Raw genomic sequence first — 19560 nt, forward strand, 5'->3', positions numbered from 1 at the left:
GGGAAGCGACGTGGCAACCACCTACAGTCAGCCCTCCGGGATCCTCACGGCTCCCGTAGTACCCAAGTCCAAGGGGCGCATCGTCGTCAACTGGATCACCTCGACCGACCACAAGACCATCGGGTACATGTACCTGATCGCGTCCTTCGTGTTCTTCTGCTTCGGCGGTGTGATGGCGCTGCTGATCCGCGCCGAGCTGTTCGAGCCCGGTATGCAGATCCTGCAGACCAAAGAGCAGTACAACCAGCTGTTCACCATGCACGGCACCGTCATGCTGCTGATGTTCGCCACCCCGCTGTTCGCGGGCTTCGCCAACGTCATCATGCCACTCCAGATCGGCGCGCCCGACGTCGCCTTCCCCCGGCTGAACGCGCTGGCCTTCTGGTTCTTCCTCTTTGGCTCGACGATCGCCGTCTCCGGCTTCATCACCCCGCAGGGTGCAGCGTCGTTCGGCTGGTTCGCCTACGCGCCGCTGTCGAACACCACGTTCAGCCCGGGCGTGGGCGGTGACCTCTGGGTTTTCGGCCTGGCGCTTTCCGGCTTCGGCACCATCCTGGGTGCGGTCAACTTCATTACCACGATCATCTGCATGCGCGCCCCGGGCATGACCATGTGGCGCATGCCGATCTTCACCTGGAACATCCTGGTCACCGCGATCCTGGTCCTGATGGCGTTCCCGCCGCTGGCTGCGGCCCTGTTCGCCCTTGGCGCGGACCGCCGCTTCGGCGCGCACATCTTCGATCCGGAAAACGGCGGTGCCGTGCTCTGGCAGCACCTGTTCTGGTTCTTCGGCCACCCCGAGGTCTACATCATCGCGCTGCCGTTCTTCGGCATTGTCTCGGAGATCTTCCCGGTGTTCAGCCGCAAGCCCATCTTCGGCTACAAGGGTCTGGTCTACGCGACGATTTCGATTGCCGCACTGTCCGTGACCGTGTGGGCGCACCACATGTACGTCACCGGTGCCGCGCTGCTGCCGTTCTTCTCCTTCATGACCATGCTGATTGCTGTTCCGACCGGCGTGAAGTTCTTCAACTGGATCGGCACCATGTGGCGGGGCTCCCTCACCTTTGAGACCCCCATGCTCTGGAGCATCGGCTTCCTGGCTACCTTCCTCTTCGGCGGCCTGACCGGCATCATCCTGGCTTCCCCGCCGCTGGACTTCCACGTCTCCGACACCTACTTCGTGGTGGCACACTTCCACTACGTGGTCTTCGGCACCGTGGTGTTCGCAATGTTCGCCGGCTTCTACTTCTGGTGGCCGAAGTGGACCGGGACCATGCTGAACGAGCGCCTGGGCAAGGTCCATTTCTGGATGCTCTTCCTGGGCTTCCACGGCACGTTCCTTATCCAGCACTGGCTCGGCGTCATCGGTATGCCCCGCCGCTACGCGGACTACATGCCGCAGGACAACTTCACGTGGATGAACCAGTTCTCCACGTACGCGTCCTTCCTGCTGGGTGCCTCGCTGATCCCGTTCTTCTGGAACGTCTACATCACGTGGCGGGCTGGCGAAAAGGTAACGGTTGATGACCCGTGGGGCTTCGGTGGCTCGCTGGAGTGGGCAACTTCCTGCCCGCCGCCGCGGCACAACTTCACCTCGTTGCCGCGGATCCGTTCCGAGCGTCCCGCGCTGGACCTGCACCACCCTGAGCTCTCCCAGTCCTACACCATTGAGTCTCCTGCCCCTGCTGCAGCGACCCTTGGTAACGCCGACCAGAAGGACGCCTCGCTGTGAAGATCGAATCAAGGATTTTTGGACTCGGAGTTTTCTTCTTCGTCCCGGTCGCCCTGGTCTACGGGTTCCTGACCCACTGGAGCGAGTGGGTCGGTGTCCTGGGCATCCTGCTGGTCGGAGGCCTCGCCGGCATGATCGGCGCGTACCTCGGCTTCACCGGCAAGCGCGTCGGGCTTCGGCCCGAGGACCGCAGCGACGCTGAGATCCACGAAGGCGCCGGCGAGCAGGGGCACTTCAGCCCCTGGAGCTGGTGGCCCCTGGTCCTGGGCTTCTCCTGCGCCGCGGGATTCCTCGGCCTGGCCGTGGGGTTCTGGATTGTCTACATCGCAGCCGGCCTGGCGGTCGTTGCCCTGGTTGGCTGGGTGTATGAATACAGCCGCGGTGACCACGCGCACTAGCCGCAGGTAAGCACTAAGCAAAAAATAAAAGACGGCGGGCCCCACCAGAAGGTGGGGCCCGCCGTCGTATGTCTGTCGCTGCTGGCCGTACGTTCGCCTCTCTGCTGGAAAGCGCGAGCAAAGCCGTTGCGGGGGCTTCAGCCGGGCTGTGCGGTCTCCAGGAGGAGGCGCAGGTTCTCCAGTGCCCCCTCGGCCTCCAGGACGCTGTACGGGGCGGGGATCGCGTCCGCTGCGACGGCCAGTTCCACCTCGCAGCCGCAGGCGAAGTCCTCGGTCATCACCTCAAGCAGCGACCGGGCGTCGACTCCGGGTTTGCCGTCCTTGCTGATGGTGACCGGGAGCCCTGTTTCGGTCACTGCGCGCACAAACGCTGCCGCCGGCCGGGCGTGCAGGCCGACGGTGGCGTGGACAATTGCCTTGCGTACTGGCAACGGGAACTCCTTAGCTGATTCCGGCGTGTGCTTCAAGCCTAGCCGGGGTTTGAGCAGCACACGAAACGACAGGGTGCTGGTCTAGACCTCCGCCGCGGTGGCTTAACCTTGAGGTATGAACCAATGCGGCAGGCAGTACCATGGCGTCCTCTGACGCGTCCCGGATGGCCGGAGACATCGACCGGCAGAGCGGCACACCCATCTATGTCCAGCTGCGGGAAATCATCCGGGCACACATCGTCAAGGCGTGTCCTCCGGGGTCGGCGCTGCCATCGGAGCGGGACCTTGCCATCCGCTTCGGACTGGCCCGCATGACGGTCCGCCAGGCCATCGACGCACTGGTCGGTGAGGAGGTCATCGAGCGCGTCGTGGGCCTGGGAACCTTCGTCCGCAAACCGAAGCTTGACCTCCAGGTGAAACTGACGTCCTACAGCGAGGAGATGCAGCGGCGCGGCATGGTTCCGGCGGCGAAAGTCCTCAGCTTCGAGCAGATCGGGGCCAGCGCCTTCCTCGCCCGGGAGCTGCAGCTGGAGGAGGGCACACCGCTGGTGCGGTTCCGTCGCCTGCTGCTGGCCGATAACGAGCCGATGAGCGTGGATGAGAACTTCATCCCGGCACACCGGGTTCCCGGCCTGCTGGACGAGGAGCCGCCGACGTCGCTCTACAACGTCCTGAGTGAGCGCTTCGGGCTCGTGATGGAGTGGGGCGAGGACATGATAGAGGCCACCGCGGCGTCGCCGTCCACCGCCAGGCTGCTCAACGTTGAAGTAGGTTCCCCGCTGTTGAAAATCCAGCGCCATGCTTTTGTGGCCCGGGCCATGGTGGACTACTCCGTGTCTTACTACCGGGCTGACCGCTACAAGCTCTGGGTGCCGCTGCAACGCCCCGGTGTCCGGCCGACGCGCAATTACGCGTCGGGCTACCGCCAGTAAGGACAGAAGCGGTACAAGAAAGGCCCGGTCCAAGCGGACCGGGCCTTTCTGGTGTTGCGATGGTGCTAGTGGCTGAGGGTCTTCTGCGACTCGGTCGCTTCGATTGCCTCATGGACGCCGTGGTGGCCGTGGGCCGCCTCGAGCTCGGCGGGGGAGGCCGGAGCAACCCGGTCCTCGAAGAACCACCGGGAGAGCGCCGCGCGGCGCTTCTCCTTGCCGTCGACCACGCCGTTGGCGTTGGGCTGCGCGGGGAGCGGGGTGGGCGACTCGAACCCGACCAGCTTGTACCGCTTGTATTCGTCCAGCGGGGCGTGAACCTCAATGAACTCACCGTGCGGCAGCCGGACAATACGTCCCGTCTCGCGGCCGTGAAGGGCGATCTCACGGTCCTTCCGCTGCAGTGCCAGGGCGACGCGCTTGGTCACAACGAAGGCGATGACCGGTCCTAGGAAGAACAGCGCACGCAGCCAGTAGGTGACATCGTTCAGCGCCACGTTGAAGTGCGTCGCAATGAGGTCGGAGCTGGCAGCGGCCCAAAGGACGGAGTAGAACACGAAGCCTGCCACGCCGATAGCCGTACGGGTCGGCGCGTTGCGGGGCCGGTCCAGCACGTGGTGCTCGCGGTCGTCCTTGGTGATCCAGCGTTCGATCCACGGGTAGGTGAAAAGAACCGTGAACACGATTCCCGCCGGAACCAGGGCCGGCAGGAGCACGTTGAAGGTGAATACGTGGCCGAACCAGACCTGCTCTACGTGCCAGTTGCCGAGAGTGCCCGGCATCAGGCGCAGCGCACCGTCCACCCAGCCGATGTACCAGTCAGGCTGTGTGCCTGCGGAGACCGGGGAGGGGTCGTAGGGGCCGTAGTTCCAGATCGGGTTGATGGTGAAGAACGCCGCCATGATGGCAATGACACCGAACACGATGAAGAAGAAGCCGCCGGCCTTGGCCGCGTAGACCGGGCCCAGGGGGTAGCCGACGACGTTGCCGTCGTTGCGTCCGGGGCCGGGGTATTGGGTGTGCTTGTGGACGACCACCATGAAGAGGTGGATCACGATCATCAGGAGGATCAGGGCCGGAACCAGCAGGATGTGCAGCGTGTACAAGCGGCCGATGATCATCGAGCCGGGGAACTCCCCGCCGAAGAGGAAGAACGAAATGTACGTGCCCACCACGGGAATCGACTTGATGACGCCGTCGATGATGCGCAGGCCGTTGCCGGAGAGAAGGTCATCGGGAAGCGAGTAACCGGTGAAGCCGGCAGCCAGCGAGAGGATGAGCAGAACGCCGCCGACAACCCAGTTCATTTCACGCGGCTTGCGGAAGGCACCGGTGAAGAATACGCGCAGCATGTGCACCGCCACCGATGCGCAGAACAGCAGCGCGGACCAGTGGTGGACCTGGCGCATGAACAGGCCGCCGCGGATGTCGAAGGAGATGTTCAGCGAGGAGCTGTACGCTACGGACATCTCGACGTTCTTCAGCGGAACGTAGGAACCGGCGTAGTGCGTTTCGGCCATCGACGGGTCGAAGAAGAACGTCAGGAACGTTCCGGAAAGCAGCAGGATCACGAACGTGTACAGCGCCACTTCACCGAACATGAACGACCAGTGGTCGGGGAAGACCTTGCGTCCGAATTCGCGGAGCATGGCGGACCCGCCGACACGCTGGTCGACGAAGTCGGTGATACGGCCGGCCTTGGTCGTGGGGACGAAGGTGGTGGTATTAGCTGTTGTTGTTGCGCTCATGCTCATCACGCTCCCAATAGCTAGGTCCTACAGGTTCATGGAAGTCGCTGGTGGCGACGAGGTAGCCCTCGGAGTCAACTGCGATGGGCAGCTGGGGGAGCGGCCGGCTGGCCGGGCCGAAGATAACCTTGCATTCCTGGGTCAGGTCGAAGGTTGACTGGTGGCACGGGCACAACAGGTGGTGGGTCTGCTGCTCGTAAAGGGCAACAGGGCAACCAACGTGGGTGCAGATCTTGGAGTACGCGACGATGCCGTTGTAACCCCAGTCCTCGCGGCCCGCGGAGGGCTTGAGGGACTCCGGGTTCAGGCGCATGAGCAGGACGACGGCCTTGGCCTTTTCGTTCAGCTTGCCTTCGTGCAGCTCGTTGAGGCCTTCCGGAATGACGTGGAAGGCGGATCCGATCGTGACATCTGCGGCCTTGATCGGGGTGCCCTCGGGGTCGCGGGTAAGCCGCTTGAGCTTGCCGCCCTCCGGTGCCCACATGGTGTGCGCCAGCTTGTCGTCGGGACGGGGACCGAGGTCACCGAACACAGCCAGAGCCGGCAGGGGAGCCAGGGCGACCGCGCCGAGCAGGGTGTTGCGGATCAGCGGGCGCCGCTTGATGCCGGTTTCCTCGACGATGTCGTCGACAATCCGCACAGCAGCCTGGCGGTCGTCCTCGGCACGGATGGCGTGACGCTCCTCCGAAACCTCGTGGTCCGGCATGAGGGCTTTGGCCCAGTGCACGATGCCGGTGCCGATGCCCAGCATGGCAAAGGCGGTGCCGATGCCCAGCAGGGTGTTCTGCAGCCGGATGGTGGCAATTGTGGTGTCATTGCCCAGATCGATGGCGAAATACGCCACCAGGAATATCAGGGTGCCGACAACGGAGGCCCCGAAAAGTAGGGCTACCTGCCGTTCTGCTCGCTTTGCGGCCCTCGGGTCCGTGTCAGCCAGGCGCAAACGATGCGGGGGAATTCCAGGATCCTGGAACTTCTCCACCTCATTCTGACCAGCCGTAGCTACGGTGCCCGAGTGGATCGGACTGCCGTCACTATGGTTGCCCATAATTCGCCTCATCCCTCTCTCGTCCCGGCGTGTGCCGGGTTAGCTTTCAATTCATACTGCTGAAGTGCCAGCAGAAACTTTCTTACAGGTGCAGCGGATGTGGTTAGGACGTCCGCGAGGTCAGCCAGATGGTGAAGGCGATGATGACGCCCAGGCCGGCGATCCAGACGAAAAGTCCTTCGGATACCGGGCCCAGGGCACCAAGGTCGGCGCCGCCCGGGGAGCCGTTGGCTTCAATCTGCTTCAGGAAGGTGATGATGTCGCGCTTACCTTCCGGGGAGATGTTCGCGTCGTTGAAGACGGGCATGTTCTGCGGGCCGGTGACCATGGCCTCGTAGATGTGCTCGCCGGAGACTCCCGCCAGGGCCGGGGCGAACTTACCCCGGGTGAGTGCACCGCCGGCAGCGGCGGCGTTGTGGCACATGGCGCAGTTGGTGCGGAAGAGCTCTCCACCCTTGGCGGAGTCGCCCTGCTCATCGAGGACTCCGGCTTCGGGGATGGCCGGGCCGGGGCCGAGGCTGGCAACGTAGGCGGCCAGCTGGCGGGTCTGCTCTTCGTTGAACTGGACAGGCTTCTTGTAGGCCTGGGGACCGTTCATCTGCATGGGCATGCGGCCGGTGCCAACCTGGAAGTCAACTGCTGCGGCGCCCACGCCGACCAGGGAGGGTCCGGACGGCGATCCGCTCGCACCCATGCCGTGGCAGGTGGCGCAGTTGGCCTCGAAGAGCTTTCCGCCTTCTTCAACGTCATTGGCGGTGAAGGTGGTGGTGGCCTTGGCCTGGTTGACAGTGGTAGCAACGGCGTACAGCCCACCCGTGACCAAGAGGCCCATCAGTAGCAGCGCTATTGCTGCCAGCGGGTGACGTCGCTTCTGCGAGAGTGCCTTCACGTAGTGGTTCCTTTATTCGATCCTGCGTTGGCTCGGGGGAGCCGCTTCTAGAAATTCTGTCTCTTGTAGAAAAAGAGTCAAATTGCGGCTACTTCAGGACGTAGATGACCAGGAAGAGGCCGATCCACACGACGTCCACGAAGTGCCAGTAGTACGAGGTAACGATCGCGGAGGTTGCTTCGAAGTGGCCGAACTTCTTTGCTGCGAAGGAGCGGCCGATGATGAGCAGGAAGGCAACAAGGCCGCCGATGACGTGCAGGCCGTGGAAGCCCGTGGTGATGTAGAACGCTGAACCGTAGGCATTCGACGAGAGGGAGACGTGCTCGGACACGAGCATGGCGTATTCCGTCGACTGGCCGGCCACGAAGAAGGCACCCATGATGAAGGTCAGGGTGAACCATCCGTTCATTCCCCAGCGGGTGAAGCTGAGTCGGCCGCCACTTCGGCGCGGCTGGAGCCGCTCGGCGGCGAAGACGCCCATCTGGCAAGTGAAGGAACTTGCCACGAGGACGATCGTGTTTACGAGCGCAAAGGGGAAGTTGAGCTTGGCTGTCTCTTCCGCCCACATCTGTCCGGACGTCGAACGGAGAGTGAAGTACATGGCGAAGAGACCGGCGAAGAACATCAACTCACTGGACAGCCAGACCACGGTTCCAACGGAAACCATATTCGGGCGATTCAGCGTCGGGTGCGCCGGGGTACTGGGGGCATGGGTCGCAGATGTCACATAGACATTATGTCTATAAAAGTCCGTCCTGCCCAACGCAAACCGCGTTTTCGGAGGACTTTTTCTACAAAGCCGCGAATTCGCGCGGAAAAGTTCCGGTACCCGTTCACATTGGTCATAGCGGCACGCACCTCGGTAGCATCGGGAGGTGACTTCTCAGGCATCTGCCCAGCCCGCCGGCAACACCTGGCCGCGGCTCATCGGCGCGCTCATCGACGGTACGGATCTCACAACCGGAAGCACCCAGTGGGCGATGAATACGATCATGTCCGGAGAGGCATCGCCGGCACAGGTGGCGGGATTCCTCGTTGCCCTGCGGTCCAAGGGTGAGACTGTGGACGAGCTCGCGGGGCTGGTGGAGGCCATGATCTCCAACGCCAGCCCGATAGGCATCTCCGGCGAGAAGCTGGACATCGTCGGCACCGGCGGGGACCAGCAGAACACAGTGAACATCTCCACCATGGCGGCCCTGATCGCCGCCGGCGCTGGCGCCAAGGTGGTCAAGCATGGCAACCGCGCCGCGTCCTCGGCGTCAGGCTCGGCCGATGTCCTGGAGGCCCTTGGCGTCCGGTTGGACCTTCCCATTCCGCGGGTCGCGCTGAATGCCGACGAGGCCGGCATCACCTTCTGCTTCGCCCAGGTGTTCCACCCTTCCATGCGGCACGCCGCCGTCGCCCGCCGGGAACTCGGAGTGCCGACGGCATTCAACTTCCTGGGCCCGATGATCAACCCCGCCCACGTCCAGGCCTCGGCCGTCGGCGTCGCCAACGAACGGATGGCGCCCCTGGTGGCGGGCGTCCTGGCCAAGCGCGGGAGCCGCGGGCTCGTCTTCCGCGGCAGCGACGGGCTGGATGAATTGACTACCACCGGACCCTCCCGTGTCTGGGAGATCCGGAACGGCGCGGTGACGGAGGAAACACTGGACCCGCGCGACCTCGGGATCCGCCGGGCAACCCTCGAAGAGTTGCGCGGCGGGGACGCGGCGGCCAATGCCGCCGTCGTCCGTGCGGTCCTCTCGGGCGCTCCGGGAGCCGCCCGCGACGCCGCCCTGGTCAACGCCGCTGCGGGACTGGTGGCGTTCGACCTCGACGCGGTGGGCACCCTGGCGGACCGGATGGCTTCGGCCCTGAAGCGGGCGGCGGAATCAATTGATTCCGGGGCGGCTGCCGAAGTACTGGAGCGCTGGGTGGCACTCTCACACAGCTAGGCCCGCCGGGCCCGGCAGCAGCGTCCGCCCGCTACCAGTTCTAGCCGGTTGCTGCTTATCGGCTGCTGCGCCCAGCCGGCTACTGTTCGAACCCGAGTGCGAAGGCCGCGTCGAGGTCGTGCTGGGAGTAGGCGCGGAACGCGATCTGGGTGGTGGTGTGCACCACTCCGGGAACCTTGGAGAGCTTGTCCGCGATGGCGTCCGCGAGGTCCTCGTGCTTCGCCACCCTGGCGATGGCGATCAGATCCCATTCCCCGGTCACGGAGTAGACCTCGCTGATGCCCGGGATGGCGGAGATTTCTTCAGCGGTTTCGGGGATGCGGGAAGCGTCTGTCTTGATCAGGACGAAAGCGGTCACCACGTCTGAGCCTTTCCGGAGCTGTTGCGCCGTTGCCGGCCGATTAATGGCCCGCCGGAGCGACGCCATTTTCCTGCAAGCCTAATACATCAGGCCTGCCGGCGGCGTGTGCGGAACCGGTCCACCGCCAAGGCCAGGAGCCGGTATCCAAGCAGGAAAACGGCCAGCGCCAGCAGCGCCACGATGACGAAGGGCAGAACCACGGTCTGCCCGGTGGCCGCCCGCAGCAGCATGCCGACGGCCACCGTTCCCAGCCAGACGCCGACGCCGGCCGGCCACAGGGCGAGAGGAGCGCGCCAGGCGCGCAGAACCAGCCAGCTTGCGGCGGCACCGGCGAGGAAAGGCCAGGCAGTGGCCAGGACCCCGGTGACGTCTTCAGCGCGCTGGTGCGCATCCCGTCCGATGGCGGCAAAAACAAGGATGAAGACGACGTCGGCCGCGGCGGCCAGCGCGGCGGACCGACTGAACCCGGCGTCGCGGACTGGATGACTGGCTGGATTACCGGAAACTCCGGGCGTGGATGACGTCATGGTTCAAGCCTAGCCCCGCAGCCCGGCCGGTTCCGCCGGCCTTTCCGGCGCTGAACCGGGGATGACGTCCGTTGTCCGCCCGCCGCCGCCGGACTAGGCTCTGGCTCAACCCGCATCGCGGCCGGTGTCCGCCCGGCCGCACGGGCAGAACGGGAAGAGTACCCAGTGAACGAAAAAGTCACGACCTGCCTGTGGTTCGACAACCAGGCCGAGGAAGCCGCCGAGCACTACGTTTCCCTCTTCGAGGACGGCAAGGTCCTGGACGTGGCCCGCTACGGCGAAGGCGGTCCCGGGCCCGCAGGCCAGGCGATCACCGTCCGCTTCGAGATCGGAGGCCGGACGTTCACGGCGCTGAACGGAGGACCGGCCTTCACCTTCAACGAAGCGGTCTCCTTCGTTGTGGATTGCGGCTCCCAGGAAGAGGTTGACCGGTATTGGGCGGCGCTGAGCCAGGGCGGCGCCGAGGGGCAGTGCGGCTGGCTCAAGGACAGGTACGGCGTCTCGTGGCAGGTGGTCCCGTCCGTGCTGGGCCGGCTGATCGGCGGGCCGGACCCGTTGGCCAGCCAGCGCGCGATGCAGGCCATGCTCGGGATGCAGAAGCTGGACATCGCGGAGCTGCAAAGGGCCTACGACGGCGGCTGAACCGCGGGGAGGGCCGCCGGAACGGGACTACCGCCACGGAGATTGGCTTGCATCTTGCTGTCGGCTCCCCGCAGGGTGTCAAATCCTTAAGACAGGCCGTTCCGCCGCCCGGAGCGCACCATGAACACGACGCCAGGAGGCACTCATGCCGGCAAAGGATGCAAAGGCGCCGGCAAAGAACGCCGGCCGTGGTGCCGACCTCCGGCGTGCAGACACCACCGAAGGCCCTCCGCCGGACCGGCCGGAACAAATCCGGAACATAGCCCTCGTCGGCCACTCGGGGGCAGGGAAGACGATGCTCAGCGAGGCGCTGCTCGCCGCGACCGGCGCTATCTCACGGATGGGGTCGATCGCAGAGGGCACCACCGTGAGCGATTCGGAACCGGCGGCGATCCACCAGCAGCGATCCGTCGCCCTCTCAGTGGTTCCTCTCGGCGTCGACGGCGTCAAGGTGAACCTGCTCGACACCCCAGGATACGGAGAGTTTGTCGGTGAACTGCGGGCCGGCCTGCGGGCTGCTGACGGGGCGCTGTTTGTTGTGTCAGCGGTTGACGATATCGACGCCGCCACCAGCGCTCTCTGGGCAGAGTGCGAGAGCGCCCGCATGCCCAGGGCGGTTGTGATCAGCCGTCTGGACCACCCCCGGGCGGATTTCGAGGCCGCCCTGGCCAGGTGCCGGCGTGCTTTCGGAGACGCCGTGATGCCCCTGTACGTGCCGCTCGGCTCAGGCACCGCAGCGGCGGGCCTGCTGGGGCTCCTCTCCGGAACCGTGTCTGAGCCTGTGCTGGACAACCCGGTGCCCGTGTTCCGGACGGCCGACGACGCCGAACGCGCCGCCTCGGAGACGGCGCGCAGCGCGCTTATTGAAGGGATCATCGCCGAGAGCGAAGACGAGACGCTGATGGACCGGTACCTTGCGGGGGAGGACATCGCCCTGGACATCCTGATCCAGGACCTGGAGACCGCGGTGGCCCGGGCGTCCTTCCACCCTGTACTGCCGACCTCCGCGGAAACCGGCCTGGGCGTGGCGGAACTGCTCGAGACGGTGACGCGGGCGTTCCCGTCCCCGGCCGAACGCCAACTGCCGCCCGTGACGGATCTTGCCGGTGCCCCGGCCGGCCTGCTCGGCTGCGACCCCGAGGGACCCCTGGCCGGTGAGGTGGTGCGCACCACGATCGACCCCTTCCTTGGCAGAGTGTGCCTGGTGCGAATTTTCTCCGGCACCCTGCGGGAGGATACGGCCGTCCACGTCAGCGGCCACGGCCTTGCCGACCGGGGCCATGAGGACCACGACAGTGACGAGCGGGTTGCGCACCTTTACTCACCGATGGGTTCGAGCCTGCGGCCGGTCCCGTACAGCGTTGCGGGAGATATCTGTGCCCTCACTAAGCTGGGCACCGCCGAAACGGGGGACACCGTCTCGTCCAAGGAACTGCCCCTCCTGGTCCAGCCGTGGGAGATGCCCGAACCGCTGCTGCCCGTTGCCATTGAAGCGGCCTCTCACGGTGACGAGGACGTCCTCGCCAGGAGCCTGGGAAAGGTCGCGGCGGGTGACCCCACGCTCCGGGTTGAACGGAATTCCGAGACGCACCAGCTGATTCTGTGGTGCATGGGCGAGGCCCACGCGGAGGTGGTCCTCGGCCGGCTGAGGGACCAGGGCGTAAACCTCCACACGGTTGATGTGGTGACTCCGTTGCGGGAGACCTTCGCGGCAGCAGCGTCCGGTCACGGCCGGTACGTGAAACAGTCCGGCGGCCACGGCCAGTACGCCGTCTGCGACATCGAAGTTGAGCCGCTGGAGCGGGGCACCGGCTTTCAGTTCATCGACAAAACGGTCGGAGGGGTGATCCCGGGGCCTTTCATCGCTTCGGTGGAAAAGGGGGTACGGACCCAAATGCAGAAAGGTGTTGCCGCCGGCTTCCCCGTCGTCGATATCCGGGTGACGTTGCTCGGAGGCAAGGCGCATAGTGTGGACTCTTCTGACGCGGCCTTCCAGGCGGCTGGCGCACTGGCCCTGCGGGAGGCCGCCGCGACCACCCGGATCCAGTTGCTGGAACCCGTCTCGGAGGTGACTATCAGCGTGCCGGAGGAGCACGTCGGCGCGGTGATGAGCGGCCTGTCGTCCCGGCGCGCGCGACTGACGGGGACGACGTCGACGGGCGGAGATATCACCGAAATCGCTGCAGAGGTTCCGGATCAGGAACTGTTGCGCTACTCGATTGATTTGCGCGCACTGACTTCCGGGAGCGGGCGGTTCAGCAGGACCTACCTGCGGCACGAGCCGGTGCCGGCGAGCGCTGCCCGCCCGGCCGCGAAGGCTTGAACCTGAACTGTTCCGGGTCGCAGGCAGGGTTATTGGCCGTCTCTTCCGGTACGCGGGTACATGGTGGCACGATGCCATTATGAGCGAAAAGAAAGACGCGCCGCCAAAGCACCAGGAGCAGGGGAGTTACGGCGGTTCACCAACTACGGAGCAGATGCGTTCCGTCGGTCAGCGCCGGCGGGACGCTGAAGAAAAGCTCGAGCATCACCTGGAGGAGGTCCGCCATAAGGAGGACTCCCGGACCGCCGACGCCGCAGAAGACGACGCCCCGGAAGGCCCCGCCAAAGAAGCGGTGGACAGCGCCGACGTTGCTGCGATCCAGAACGATGACCGGCTTACTGCAGCCGACCGTGTCGACCTGATCGCCAACCAAGTCGTCGCGGGCGACGAAGACAGCGGGCCGGGGGCCTAAACCGGCCTGTCGGACGTTCGGGGTTCCCGGTCCAGGGGGTCGATTCCGGCGCGAAGACCCGCCCATTGGGGACACACGTCAGCGACCCAACGATTCACGTGGGCGAGCGCGCTGCGCCGGGTGCCCTCGGAGCGGTTCCACACCACCTCGTGACCGCCGGGAGAGTGCCCCCCGCGCGAGGCTGCCATGATGCGCTGGACGACGTAAAAGGTCTGTGCGAAAACGAACTCGTGCGCGCCGCGCTCCACGGCCGCCAGCCATTCCGCGGCGACCTGGATGACTTGCGTCCGCGTCGGGCCGAAGATCTCCTGGACGACGTTCCAGCTGCCTTCCGTACGGGCCCTGTCCGGTAGCCCGCCAAGACTGAGATCAACAGCAGCTTGCTCGCCGCCGGCGTCGCGCCACACGATGGCTACCTCCAGCGAGTCGTCCCCTCCGGCGGGAGTGAAATGCATATAGGCGTTCACCTCGTGGAAGTGCCTGGGAATTGCCAGGCCCTGGGCTGGTTCCAGCCGCAGCCCTGATATCGCTCCCGGCAGTTCGGACCCGAGGCCTAGGACTTCTTTGATGTCTCCTTCCCAGGCTCCGATCCTGCCTGCCGCCCCGGCAATACGGTTCAGTTCCAGGAGAGACTCTGCATACGGGATACCCCTGCTCTTGTCGGCGGCCCTGCGCCCCGCTGCGGCGGTCCAGATGAGGTACAGCGCCTGGATGGATTCATTGACCAGTTCGCGGGTCGTATCGCTGCGAAGTTGGGGAAATTCCACGTATCCCAGGAGCGAGGCTGCGTCGTCGGCCAACAGCGGAGCCTGCGCTCGGTTGACACTGACCCATCGCCGCGGGCCGTTTTCGAGGTCTTCGGGGCTGCCGGGTTCCTCGGAGCGATCGTCTTCGAATCCATACCGGAGTCCTACGGCGAGGTCACCGGCTTCAGCATCGAGGACATGCCCGGACACCGCGAGCGGGATCGGGGCCCACGAATGACCGGCCCGGATCTCGATGCGTTCCAGACCGCCTCCCCTGCAGAGGTGTGCGAAGCGGTCGTCATCCGCAACTCCGGAGAACACTAGGCCCTCCCGGGGGGAGAGCAGGAATCAGTGGCTGGAATAAACGGATGGCTGCCGTGCATGGGAACTACCTCCTGGAAAGGCGCCGAGACGAGGGCGCTGCCAGGGTCCGGGGCAACAATGCCATGTTAGGCGCACACGCCTGTCCTTGAGAAGAACCACGTTGCCTTGCCGGTGGCCACCGGCGGCGGCCGGCCTGCCCCCACCCGTCAAAGGGCTGGGGACTCATCCGCGGCCCCTGAGCCGGATGGTGCGGGCCTGGTGAATGGCGGCCAGGGCAATGGCACTGGCGGTGAGGCGGAGGGCATGGACTCTGTACCACCGCCTCAACAGAGGTTTGCGGCGCATCTCGCTGAGCGGTTGCGGGCTGAAGAACAGGACCGGGTTAATGGAGCGGAGCAGATAGGCGGTAGCGGCAGCACCCGTCGTGGAGGCGGCGGCAGCCACTAGCAGCAAGATGCGGCGCACAATCTACCGCCGGGCTCAATACCGGGCTATGCCTTTCACCAAGGGCAATTGACTGGAATACGGCTGACTCGAATACGGCCGGAAGCCCCTATGCCTTGCTGACGGGAGGTGGCAACATCCTTCCCATCAGCTGGAACCTGGAGGATGGCGCTGGTAGTCCAGCGGACCTCATCGGGGAACAAAGCACCGCAAACGAAGGGAGATTGCCATGACAGCCGTACGCGAGATCATGACGGGCAACGCCGAATGTGTCCGTGCCAATGAGACGCTCGAGCAGGCCGCGCGGAAGATGAAGGAACTCGACGTCGGCTCGTTGCCGATCTGCGGCGAGGACAACCGCCTCAAGGGCATGCTGACGGACCGGGACATCGTCATCAAATGCCTCGCTGAAGGCGGCGACCCCCGGACCGCCACCGCGGGCGACTTCGGTCAGGGAAAGCCCGTGACCATCGGTGCGGATGACACCGTTGAAGAGGCGATCAGGACGATGCAGGACCACAAGGTGCGCAGGCTGCCCGTCATAGACGGCCACGACCTGGTCGGGATGCTCAGCCAGGCGGACATCGCCCGGAACTACCCCGAGGAGCGCGTCGGGGAGCTTGTCGAATTCATCTCATTCTGACTCCACCGCCACGCAAGGAAGGTGCTGCCGGCCAGTGCCTTCCTTCCGTTTAACCAGTGACTTCCTTCCGTGTAACCAGTGCCTTCCTTCCGTGTAACGCGGCAGTAAACGGGGGCACATCAGGCCTGTCGGAGAATTGGGCCAGTGTCTATTCTGACTGTAATGACCGCTGCGACACACGGTCTACAGGCCGCCGGCACATCCCGGGAAGCCTTCCCGCGCCGGGGCCGTCTCAATGAGGAGGCGTCGATGTCGAGTCCTGATGTGCCAACGCGTGGTCCGGCGAGATCCGGACCGTACATCATCACCGGAATCCTGTTGGCCATCGCCGTCGTGGTTCCGTTGTTTGTGCCCGCGTATTCGGTCGACGAGCCCCGCCTGGCCGGTATGCCCTTCTTTTACTGGTACCAGATGGCGTGGATACCCATCACGTCGGCCCTGGTGGGGATCTCGTACTGGCTTGTCAGCAAGGAGGACCGGCGGCGGCGTTCCCTCCGTGCGCGGGGTTTCGAGCACGGAGGAGGACCGGTGAGCGGGGCCACCATGCCCCTGGCCGTTCCGGACCGGCCCATCAGCGGCATTGCACTCGCGATTGTGATCATTCTCTTCGTCCTGGTGGCGGCCCTGGGGTTCTTTGCCGCGCGGTGGCGCCGGGAAGAGGCCACCGGGCTGCACAGCCTGGATGAATGGGGCCTCGGGGGCCGCGGTTTCGGAACCTGGGTAACCTGGTTCCTGCTTGGCGGCGACCTCTATACGGCCTATACCTTTGTGGCGGTACCGGCGGCCATGTGGGCCACCGGAGCGGTGAGCGGTTTCTTCGCTGTGCCGTACACCATCGTTCTGTATCCGATCGTGTTCCTCCTGATGAGCCGGTTATGGTCCGTCTCGCACCGGCACGGGTTCGTTACGCCGGCTGACTTCGTCGGTGGCCGCTATGGCAGCAGGGCCCTGTCCCTCGCCGTCGCGGTCACCGGCATCGTGGCGACCATGCCTTACATCGCACTGCAGCTGGTGGGCATAAAGGCCGTGCTTACGGTGCTGGGCCTGGGCAGCGCAGAGAACGTGCTTCTCACGGACCTGCCGCTGATTATCGCTTTCGTAGTCCTGGCCGCCTACACCTACACGTCCGGACTGCGGGCTCCGGCCCTGATCGCCGTGGTGAAGGACCTGCTGATCTATCTCGCGGTCATCGTCGCCGTGATCTACCTGCCGATCAAGTTCGGGGGCTGGGGCACGATTTTCGACGCCGCAGAGGCAAAACTGGCTGCGGCCAACCCGGCTACCGGGAAGCCTGCCGGAGTCTTCATTCCCGGGGCGGGCAGTTACTCCGCCTACTGGACGCTGGCCCTCGGGTCCGCCTTGGCGCTGTTCATGTACCCGCACTCCATCACCGGTGTCCTGGCGACCAAGAGCAGGAACACGATCCGCAAGAATGCCGCGGTGCTGCCGCTGTACTCATTGATGCTGGGGTTCCTCGCGCTGCTCGGATACGCGGCCATCTACGCCGGTACCAAACCCATCGACCTGAACGGCGCGGTCAACCCGCAGCTGGTGGTGCCGCAGCTGTTCCTGGACCATTTTCCGGCGTGGTTTGCCGGTATCGCCCTCGCTGCCATCGCTATCGGTGCCCTGGTCCCCGCCGCGATCATGTCGATCGCCGCGGCGAACCTGTTCACCCGCAACATCTACCGCGATTTGATCCGGCCCGACGCCGAACCCCGGCAGGAAGCCAAGGTCTCAAAGATCGCATCCCTGGTGGTGAAATTCGGTGCACTTGTTTTCGTCATAGCCATGGACCAGTCAGCAGCGATCAACATGCAGCTCCTCGGCGGCATCTGGATACTGCAGACCTTCCCGGCGATCGTGGCGGGGCTCTACACCCGGTGGTTCCACCGGTGGGCCCTTTTCGGGGGTTGGGCTGTCGGAATCATCTATGGCACTGTCGCGGCCTACAACGTGGTTAATCCCGTCACGAAGGCCAACTTCGGCGGCTCCATCGCCGCCATCCCCGGCACCGATATCCAGGTCTACATCGCCGTTGTGGCGTTTGCGATAAACCTCCTCGTGGCCGCAGTCCTGTCACTGGTCTTCCGCGCCATGAAGCTCCCGCAGGGGAAGGACATCACGCGCAGCTCGGATTACGGCGCGGATGAGAACGATCCGAAGGTAGCCCAGATCCAGCGCGATTACCCACTTGCCGAGCCAAAGCGGTCAGGTGACGCTTAGCATCTCTGCTTCTGTCCGGCCCACACCGCACCCCATCTCAAGAAAGGCTGGCCAACGGCGTCCCTTACATTGCCCGCCCATGGGAAGAACAATGTAGCCATGATGTTCACTCATGATGACCCGATTCTCGTCCTGGACGAAGAGCAGTCCTGGAAGCTTCTGGAAAACACCCAGCATGGCCGCCTGGTCCTTACTGCAGCCGGAGAAACCGACATCTTTCCGATCAATTACCGCGCCCGCAACGGCGTCGTAATCCTGCGCACAGCGCCGGGCACCAAACTCGCGGAGCTCACCGTCAATGCGAACGTCCTCTTCGAAGCCGACGGTATCACCAGCGAGGAAGCTTGGAGTGTGGTGCTTAAGGGCACGGCGCGAGTACTGACAGGGAGCCAGGAAATCGCCGATGCGGAGGCTCTGGACCTGAAGTCGTGGGTACCCACTCCCAAGGACTTCTTTGTCGAAATCCGGCCCTCGCGCCTCCGCGGCCGGCACTTCAACTTTGGCGAGCAGCCGGAACGGTTCTGAGTGGCGCCATCATATTCTGGTCGGCGCCTTTACTGGTAGTCCGCCAGCCACAGGTCCGGTCCGAAGACTTCGTACTGGATGTCCTTGGGCGGAACGCCGCGCGCGATGAGGGCCGTGCGGACGGACTGCATAAACACGACGGGCCCGCAGAGATAGTATTCGGCGTCGTCGGGGAGCTCCAGGTCCCGGACGTCCATGAAGCCCGTGCGTGCGTCAGGGCTGCCGTCTGCTGCGCCCTCCGCGTCCGGCCCGGACAGGAGCCAGGTGACCATGGAGCCGTCCGCCAGTTTCTCCAGGTCCTCTGATACCTGCTGCCGCAGCGCGAACGACTCGGCGGAGTCGTTGGCGTGGAGGAACAGCACTTTACGCCGAGCACCGGCTTTCGCCAGATGGGAGAGCATGCCCGCCATAGGCGTAATGCCGATCCCGGCGCTGGCGAGCACCACCGGACGGTCGCTGTATTCCAGCACCACATCGCCAAACGGCGCGGACAGAACCACCTCGTCGCCGACGTCCACGGAGTCGTGGATGAGGTTGGACATCTCGCCGTCGGGCGCCCCGCCAGTCCGGACGCGTTTGACGGCGAACTGCCGGTGCAGTCCGTCGTCGGCTTTGGTGAGGCTGTACTGGCGGGGCTGGTGGACGCCGTCGGGCATCTGCATTTTCACGGTCACGTACTGGCCAGGCAGTGAGGGCTTGACGTCCCGTTCATCCGTGCGTTCGACGACGAGAGTGATGACGTCCTCCGTCTCCTGGATTTTCCGGGCCACCCGCCAGGTCCGCCAGATGGTTTCGGGGCTCAACCGGACCGCGCTGTACAGGCCGCGCTCCTTGTTGATCAGCATGTTGGCCATGAGCCAGTACACCTCGTCCCAGGCTGCGGCGACTTGAGCCGTGACTGCCCCGCCGAGTACGTCCACAATCGCCCACATCAGGTTGTCGTGGACCACCTGGTACTGGTCCGGGTGCAGGCCCAGGGATGCATGCTTGTGGGCGATCCTGGACAGCAGATGGTCCGGAAGGTGGGTGGGGTCGTTAACCAGGAACCCGGCGAAGGCTGCTATCGACCCGGCAAGGGCCTGCTGCTGCCGCCCGTCGGCCTGGTTTCCGCGGTTGAACAGCCCGTCCAGCAGTTCCGGGTGTCCTTCGAACATGTGGGCGTAAAAGCGCGACGCTATTTCCTGGATATTCTCGCCGACCACCGGGAGGGTGGCCTTGATGACAGGGAGGGACGTATCTGACAGCATCTCCTGGCTCCTCCGGCACGGGCTCGAC

20 protein-coding genes are annotated in these 19560 nt (G+C 64.8%); 10 read left to right on the forward strand and 10 right to left on the reverse strand.

The window, feature by feature from the left end; translation table 11 throughout:
- Positions 1-10: 10 nt before the first annotated feature.
- Both ctaD and QFZ65_RS10550 read left to right on the forward strand, forming a co-directional pair.
- Entirely contained in the window at positions 11-1735 is a 1725-nt protein-coding gene (gene ctaD / locus QFZ65_RS10545; protein WP_306910175.1) for a cytochrome c oxidase subunit I, read from the forward strand.
- Positions 1732-2133: a cytochrome c oxidase subunit 4 gene (locus QFZ65_RS10550; protein ID WP_306910177.1), complete on the forward strand. Its 402-nt coding sequence runs from the start codon at positions 1732-1734 to the stop codon at positions 2131-2133. The genes ctaD and QFZ65_RS10550 overlap by 4 nt, the downstream gene beginning before the upstream one ends.
- 137 nt (positions 2134-2270) lie before the next feature.
- Here the strand turns inward: QFZ65_RS10550 and QFZ65_RS10555 are convergent, their stop codons facing one another.
- On the reverse strand, positions 2271-2564 hold the full coding sequence (locus QFZ65_RS10555) for an HPr family phosphocarrier protein (RefSeq protein ID WP_306910179.1): 294 nt from the start codon (positions 2562-2564) through the stop codon (positions 2271-2273).
- Between the two features lie 140 nt (positions 2565-2704).
- On the opposite strand from QFZ65_RS10555, the gene QFZ65_RS10560 reads away from it, so the two are divergent.
- Positions 2705-3496, forward strand: a complete 792-nt coding sequence (locus QFZ65_RS10560; protein WP_306910182.1) for a GntR family transcriptional regulator — start codon at positions 2705-2707, stop codon at positions 3494-3496.
- A gap of 65 nt (positions 3497-3561) precedes the next feature.
- On the opposite strand, the gene QFZ65_RS10565 is transcribed toward QFZ65_RS10560, so the two are convergent.
- The 4 genes from QFZ65_RS10565 to QFZ65_RS10580 all read right to left on the reverse strand — a co-directional run bounded on the left by QFZ65_RS10565 (position 3562) and on the right by QFZ65_RS10580 (position 7845).
- A complete protein-coding gene (locus QFZ65_RS10565) occupies positions 3562-5241 on the reverse strand; it encodes a ubiquinol-cytochrome c reductase cytochrome b subunit (RefSeq protein ID WP_306910183.1) in 1680 nt (559 codons plus the stop codon).
- Entirely contained in the window at positions 5219-6289 is a 1071-nt protein-coding gene (locus QFZ65_RS10570; RefSeq protein WP_306910186.1) for a ubiquinol-cytochrome c reductase iron-sulfur subunit, read from the reverse strand. Before QFZ65_RS10570 ends, QFZ65_RS10565 begins: the two co-directional genes overlap by 23 nt.
- Positions 6290-6392: 103 nt before the next feature.
- Positions 6393-7178, reverse strand: coding sequence for a cytochrome c (locus QFZ65_RS10575; protein WP_306910187.1), 786 nt, complete (start codon positions 7176-7178; stop codon positions 6393-6395).
- Positions 7179-7266: 88 nt separating this feature from the next.
- On the reverse strand, positions 7267-7845 hold the full coding sequence (locus tag QFZ65_RS10580; protein WP_306910189.1) for a heme-copper oxidase subunit III: 579 nt from the start codon (positions 7843-7845) through the stop codon (positions 7267-7269).
- Positions 7846-8053: 208 nt separating this feature from the next.
- Between QFZ65_RS10580 and trpD the strand changes: the two genes are divergently transcribed.
- Positions 8054-9112: an anthranilate phosphoribosyltransferase gene (gene trpD / locus QFZ65_RS10585; protein ID WP_306910191.1), complete on the forward strand. Its 1059-nt coding sequence runs from the start codon at positions 8054-8056 to the stop codon at positions 9110-9112.
- A 79-nt stretch (positions 9113-9191) separates the two neighbouring features.
- On the opposite strand, the gene QFZ65_RS10590 is transcribed toward trpD, so the two are convergent.
- A complete protein-coding gene (locus tag QFZ65_RS10590; RefSeq protein ID WP_306910192.1) occupies positions 9192-9473 on the reverse strand; it encodes an Lrp/AsnC family transcriptional regulator in 282 nt (93 codons plus the stop codon).
- Between the two features lie 86 nt (positions 9474-9559).
- Complete coding sequence (locus QFZ65_RS10595) at positions 9560-10000, reverse strand: DUF3054 domain-containing protein (protein ID WP_306910193.1); 441 nt, start codon at positions 9998-10000, stop codon at positions 9560-9562.
- 165 nt (positions 10001-10165) lie between these two features.
- Here QFZ65_RS10595 and QFZ65_RS10600 point away from each other — a divergent pair, with 165 nt between their 5' ends.
- The 3 genes from QFZ65_RS10600 to QFZ65_RS10610 all read left to right on the forward strand — a co-directional run bounded on the left by QFZ65_RS10600 (position 10166) and on the right by QFZ65_RS10610 (position 13377).
- Positions 10166-10642: a VOC family protein gene (locus QFZ65_RS10600; RefSeq protein ID WP_306910195.1), complete on the forward strand. Its 477-nt coding sequence runs from the start codon at positions 10166-10168 to the stop codon at positions 10640-10642.
- Positions 10643-10787: 145 nt separating this feature from the next.
- Positions 10788-12965, forward strand: coding sequence for an elongation factor G-like protein EF-G2 (locus QFZ65_RS10605; protein WP_306910197.1), 2178 nt, complete (start codon positions 10788-10790; stop codon positions 12963-12965).
- A 79-nt stretch (positions 12966-13044) separates the two neighbouring features.
- On the forward strand, positions 13045-13377 hold the full coding sequence (locus QFZ65_RS10610; protein ID WP_306910199.1) for a hypothetical protein: 333 nt from the start codon (positions 13045-13047) through the stop codon (positions 13375-13377).
- Here QFZ65_RS10610 and QFZ65_RS10615 read toward each other — a convergent pair.
- Together QFZ65_RS10615 and QFZ65_RS10620 are read right to left on the reverse strand one after the other, a co-directional pair.
- Positions 13374-14444, reverse strand: coding sequence for a hypothetical protein (locus tag QFZ65_RS10615; RefSeq protein WP_306910201.1), 1071 nt, complete (start codon positions 14442-14444; stop codon positions 13374-13376). The two genes, QFZ65_RS10610 and QFZ65_RS10615, sit on opposite strands and share 4 nt — an antisense overlap.
- 225 nt (positions 14445-14669) lie before the next feature.
- Positions 14670-14891, reverse strand: a complete 222-nt coding sequence (locus tag QFZ65_RS10620) for a hypothetical protein (protein ID WP_306910202.1) — start codon at positions 14889-14891, stop codon at positions 14670-14672.
- Between the two features lie 229 nt (positions 14892-15120).
- On the opposite strand from QFZ65_RS10620, the gene QFZ65_RS10625 reads away from it, so the two are divergent.
- From QFZ65_RS10625 to QFZ65_RS10635, 3 genes are all read left to right on the forward strand, one after another.
- Complete coding sequence (locus tag QFZ65_RS10625; protein ID WP_306910203.1) at positions 15121-15534, forward strand: CBS domain-containing protein; 414 nt, start codon at positions 15121-15123, stop codon at positions 15532-15534.
- Between the two features lie 249 nt (positions 15535-15783).
- Positions 15784-17760 (forward strand): monocarboxylate uptake permease MctP, encoded by a 1977-nt coding sequence (mctP, locus tag QFZ65_RS10630; protein ID WP_306910204.1) that lies wholly within the window; start codon positions 15784-15786, stop codon positions 17758-17760.
- A 99-nt stretch (positions 17761-17859) separates the two neighbouring features.
- A complete protein-coding gene (locus QFZ65_RS10635) occupies positions 17860-18285 on the forward strand; it encodes a pyridoxamine 5'-phosphate oxidase family protein (RefSeq protein ID WP_306910206.1) in 426 nt (141 codons plus the stop codon).
- A 29-nt stretch (positions 18286-18314) separates the two neighbouring features.
- Here the strand turns inward: QFZ65_RS10635 and QFZ65_RS10640 are convergent, their stop codons facing one another.
- Complete coding sequence (locus QFZ65_RS10640) at positions 18315-19532, reverse strand: globin domain-containing protein (RefSeq protein WP_306910208.1); 1218 nt, start codon at positions 19530-19532, stop codon at positions 18315-18317.
- Between the last annotated feature and the right edge of the window lie 28 nt (positions 19533-19560).

It is taken from the genome of Arthrobacter sp. B3I9, assembly GCF_030816935.1.
GTDB lineage: Bacteria > Actinomycetota > Actinomycetes > Actinomycetales > Micrococcaceae > Arthrobacter.

Bases quoted from the DNA above. Each gene is read 5' to 3' on its own strand.
- mctP (WP_306910204.1), top strand. From the start codon at position 15,784: ATGTCGAGTCCTGATGTGCCAACGCGTGGTCCGGCGAGATCCGGACCG.
- QFZ65_RS10625 (WP_306910203.1), top strand. From the start codon at position 15,121: ATGACAGCCGTACGCGAGATCATGACGGGCAACGCCGAATGTGTCCGT.
- QFZ65_RS10580 (WP_306910189.1), bottom strand. From the start codon at position 7,845: ATGGTTTCCGTTGGAACCGTGGTCTGGCTGTCCAGTGAGTTGATGTTC.
- QFZ65_RS10605 (WP_306910197.1), top strand. From the start codon at position 10,788: ATGCCGGCAAAGGATGCAAAGGCGCCGGCAAAGAACGCCGGCCGTGGT.
- QFZ65_RS10570 (WP_306910186.1), bottom strand. From the start codon at position 6,289: ATGGGCAACCATAGTGACGGCAGTCCGATCCACTCGGGCACCGTAGCT.
- QFZ65_RS10610 (WP_306910199.1), top strand. From the start codon at position 13,045: ATGAGCGAAAAGAAAGACGCGCCGCCAAAGCACCAGGAGCAGGGGAGT.
- QFZ65_RS10635 (WP_306910206.1), top strand. From the start codon at position 17,860: ATGATGTTCACTCATGATGACCCGATTCTCGTCCTGGACGAAGAGCAG.
- QFZ65_RS10640 (WP_306910208.1), bottom strand. From the start codon at position 19,532: ATGCTGTCAGATACGTCCCTCCCTGTCATCAAGGCCACCCTCCCGGTG.
- QFZ65_RS10595 (WP_306910193.1), bottom strand. From the start codon at position 10,000: ATGACGTCATCCACGCCCGGAGTTTCCGGTAATCCAGCCAGTCATCCA.
- QFZ65_RS10565 (WP_306910183.1), bottom strand. From the start codon at position 5,241: ATGAGCGCAACAACAACAGCTAATACCACCACCTTCGTCCCCACGACC.
- QFZ65_RS10560 (WP_306910182.1), top strand. From the start codon at position 2,705: ATGGCGTCCTCTGACGCGTCCCGGATGGCCGGAGACATCGACCGGCAG.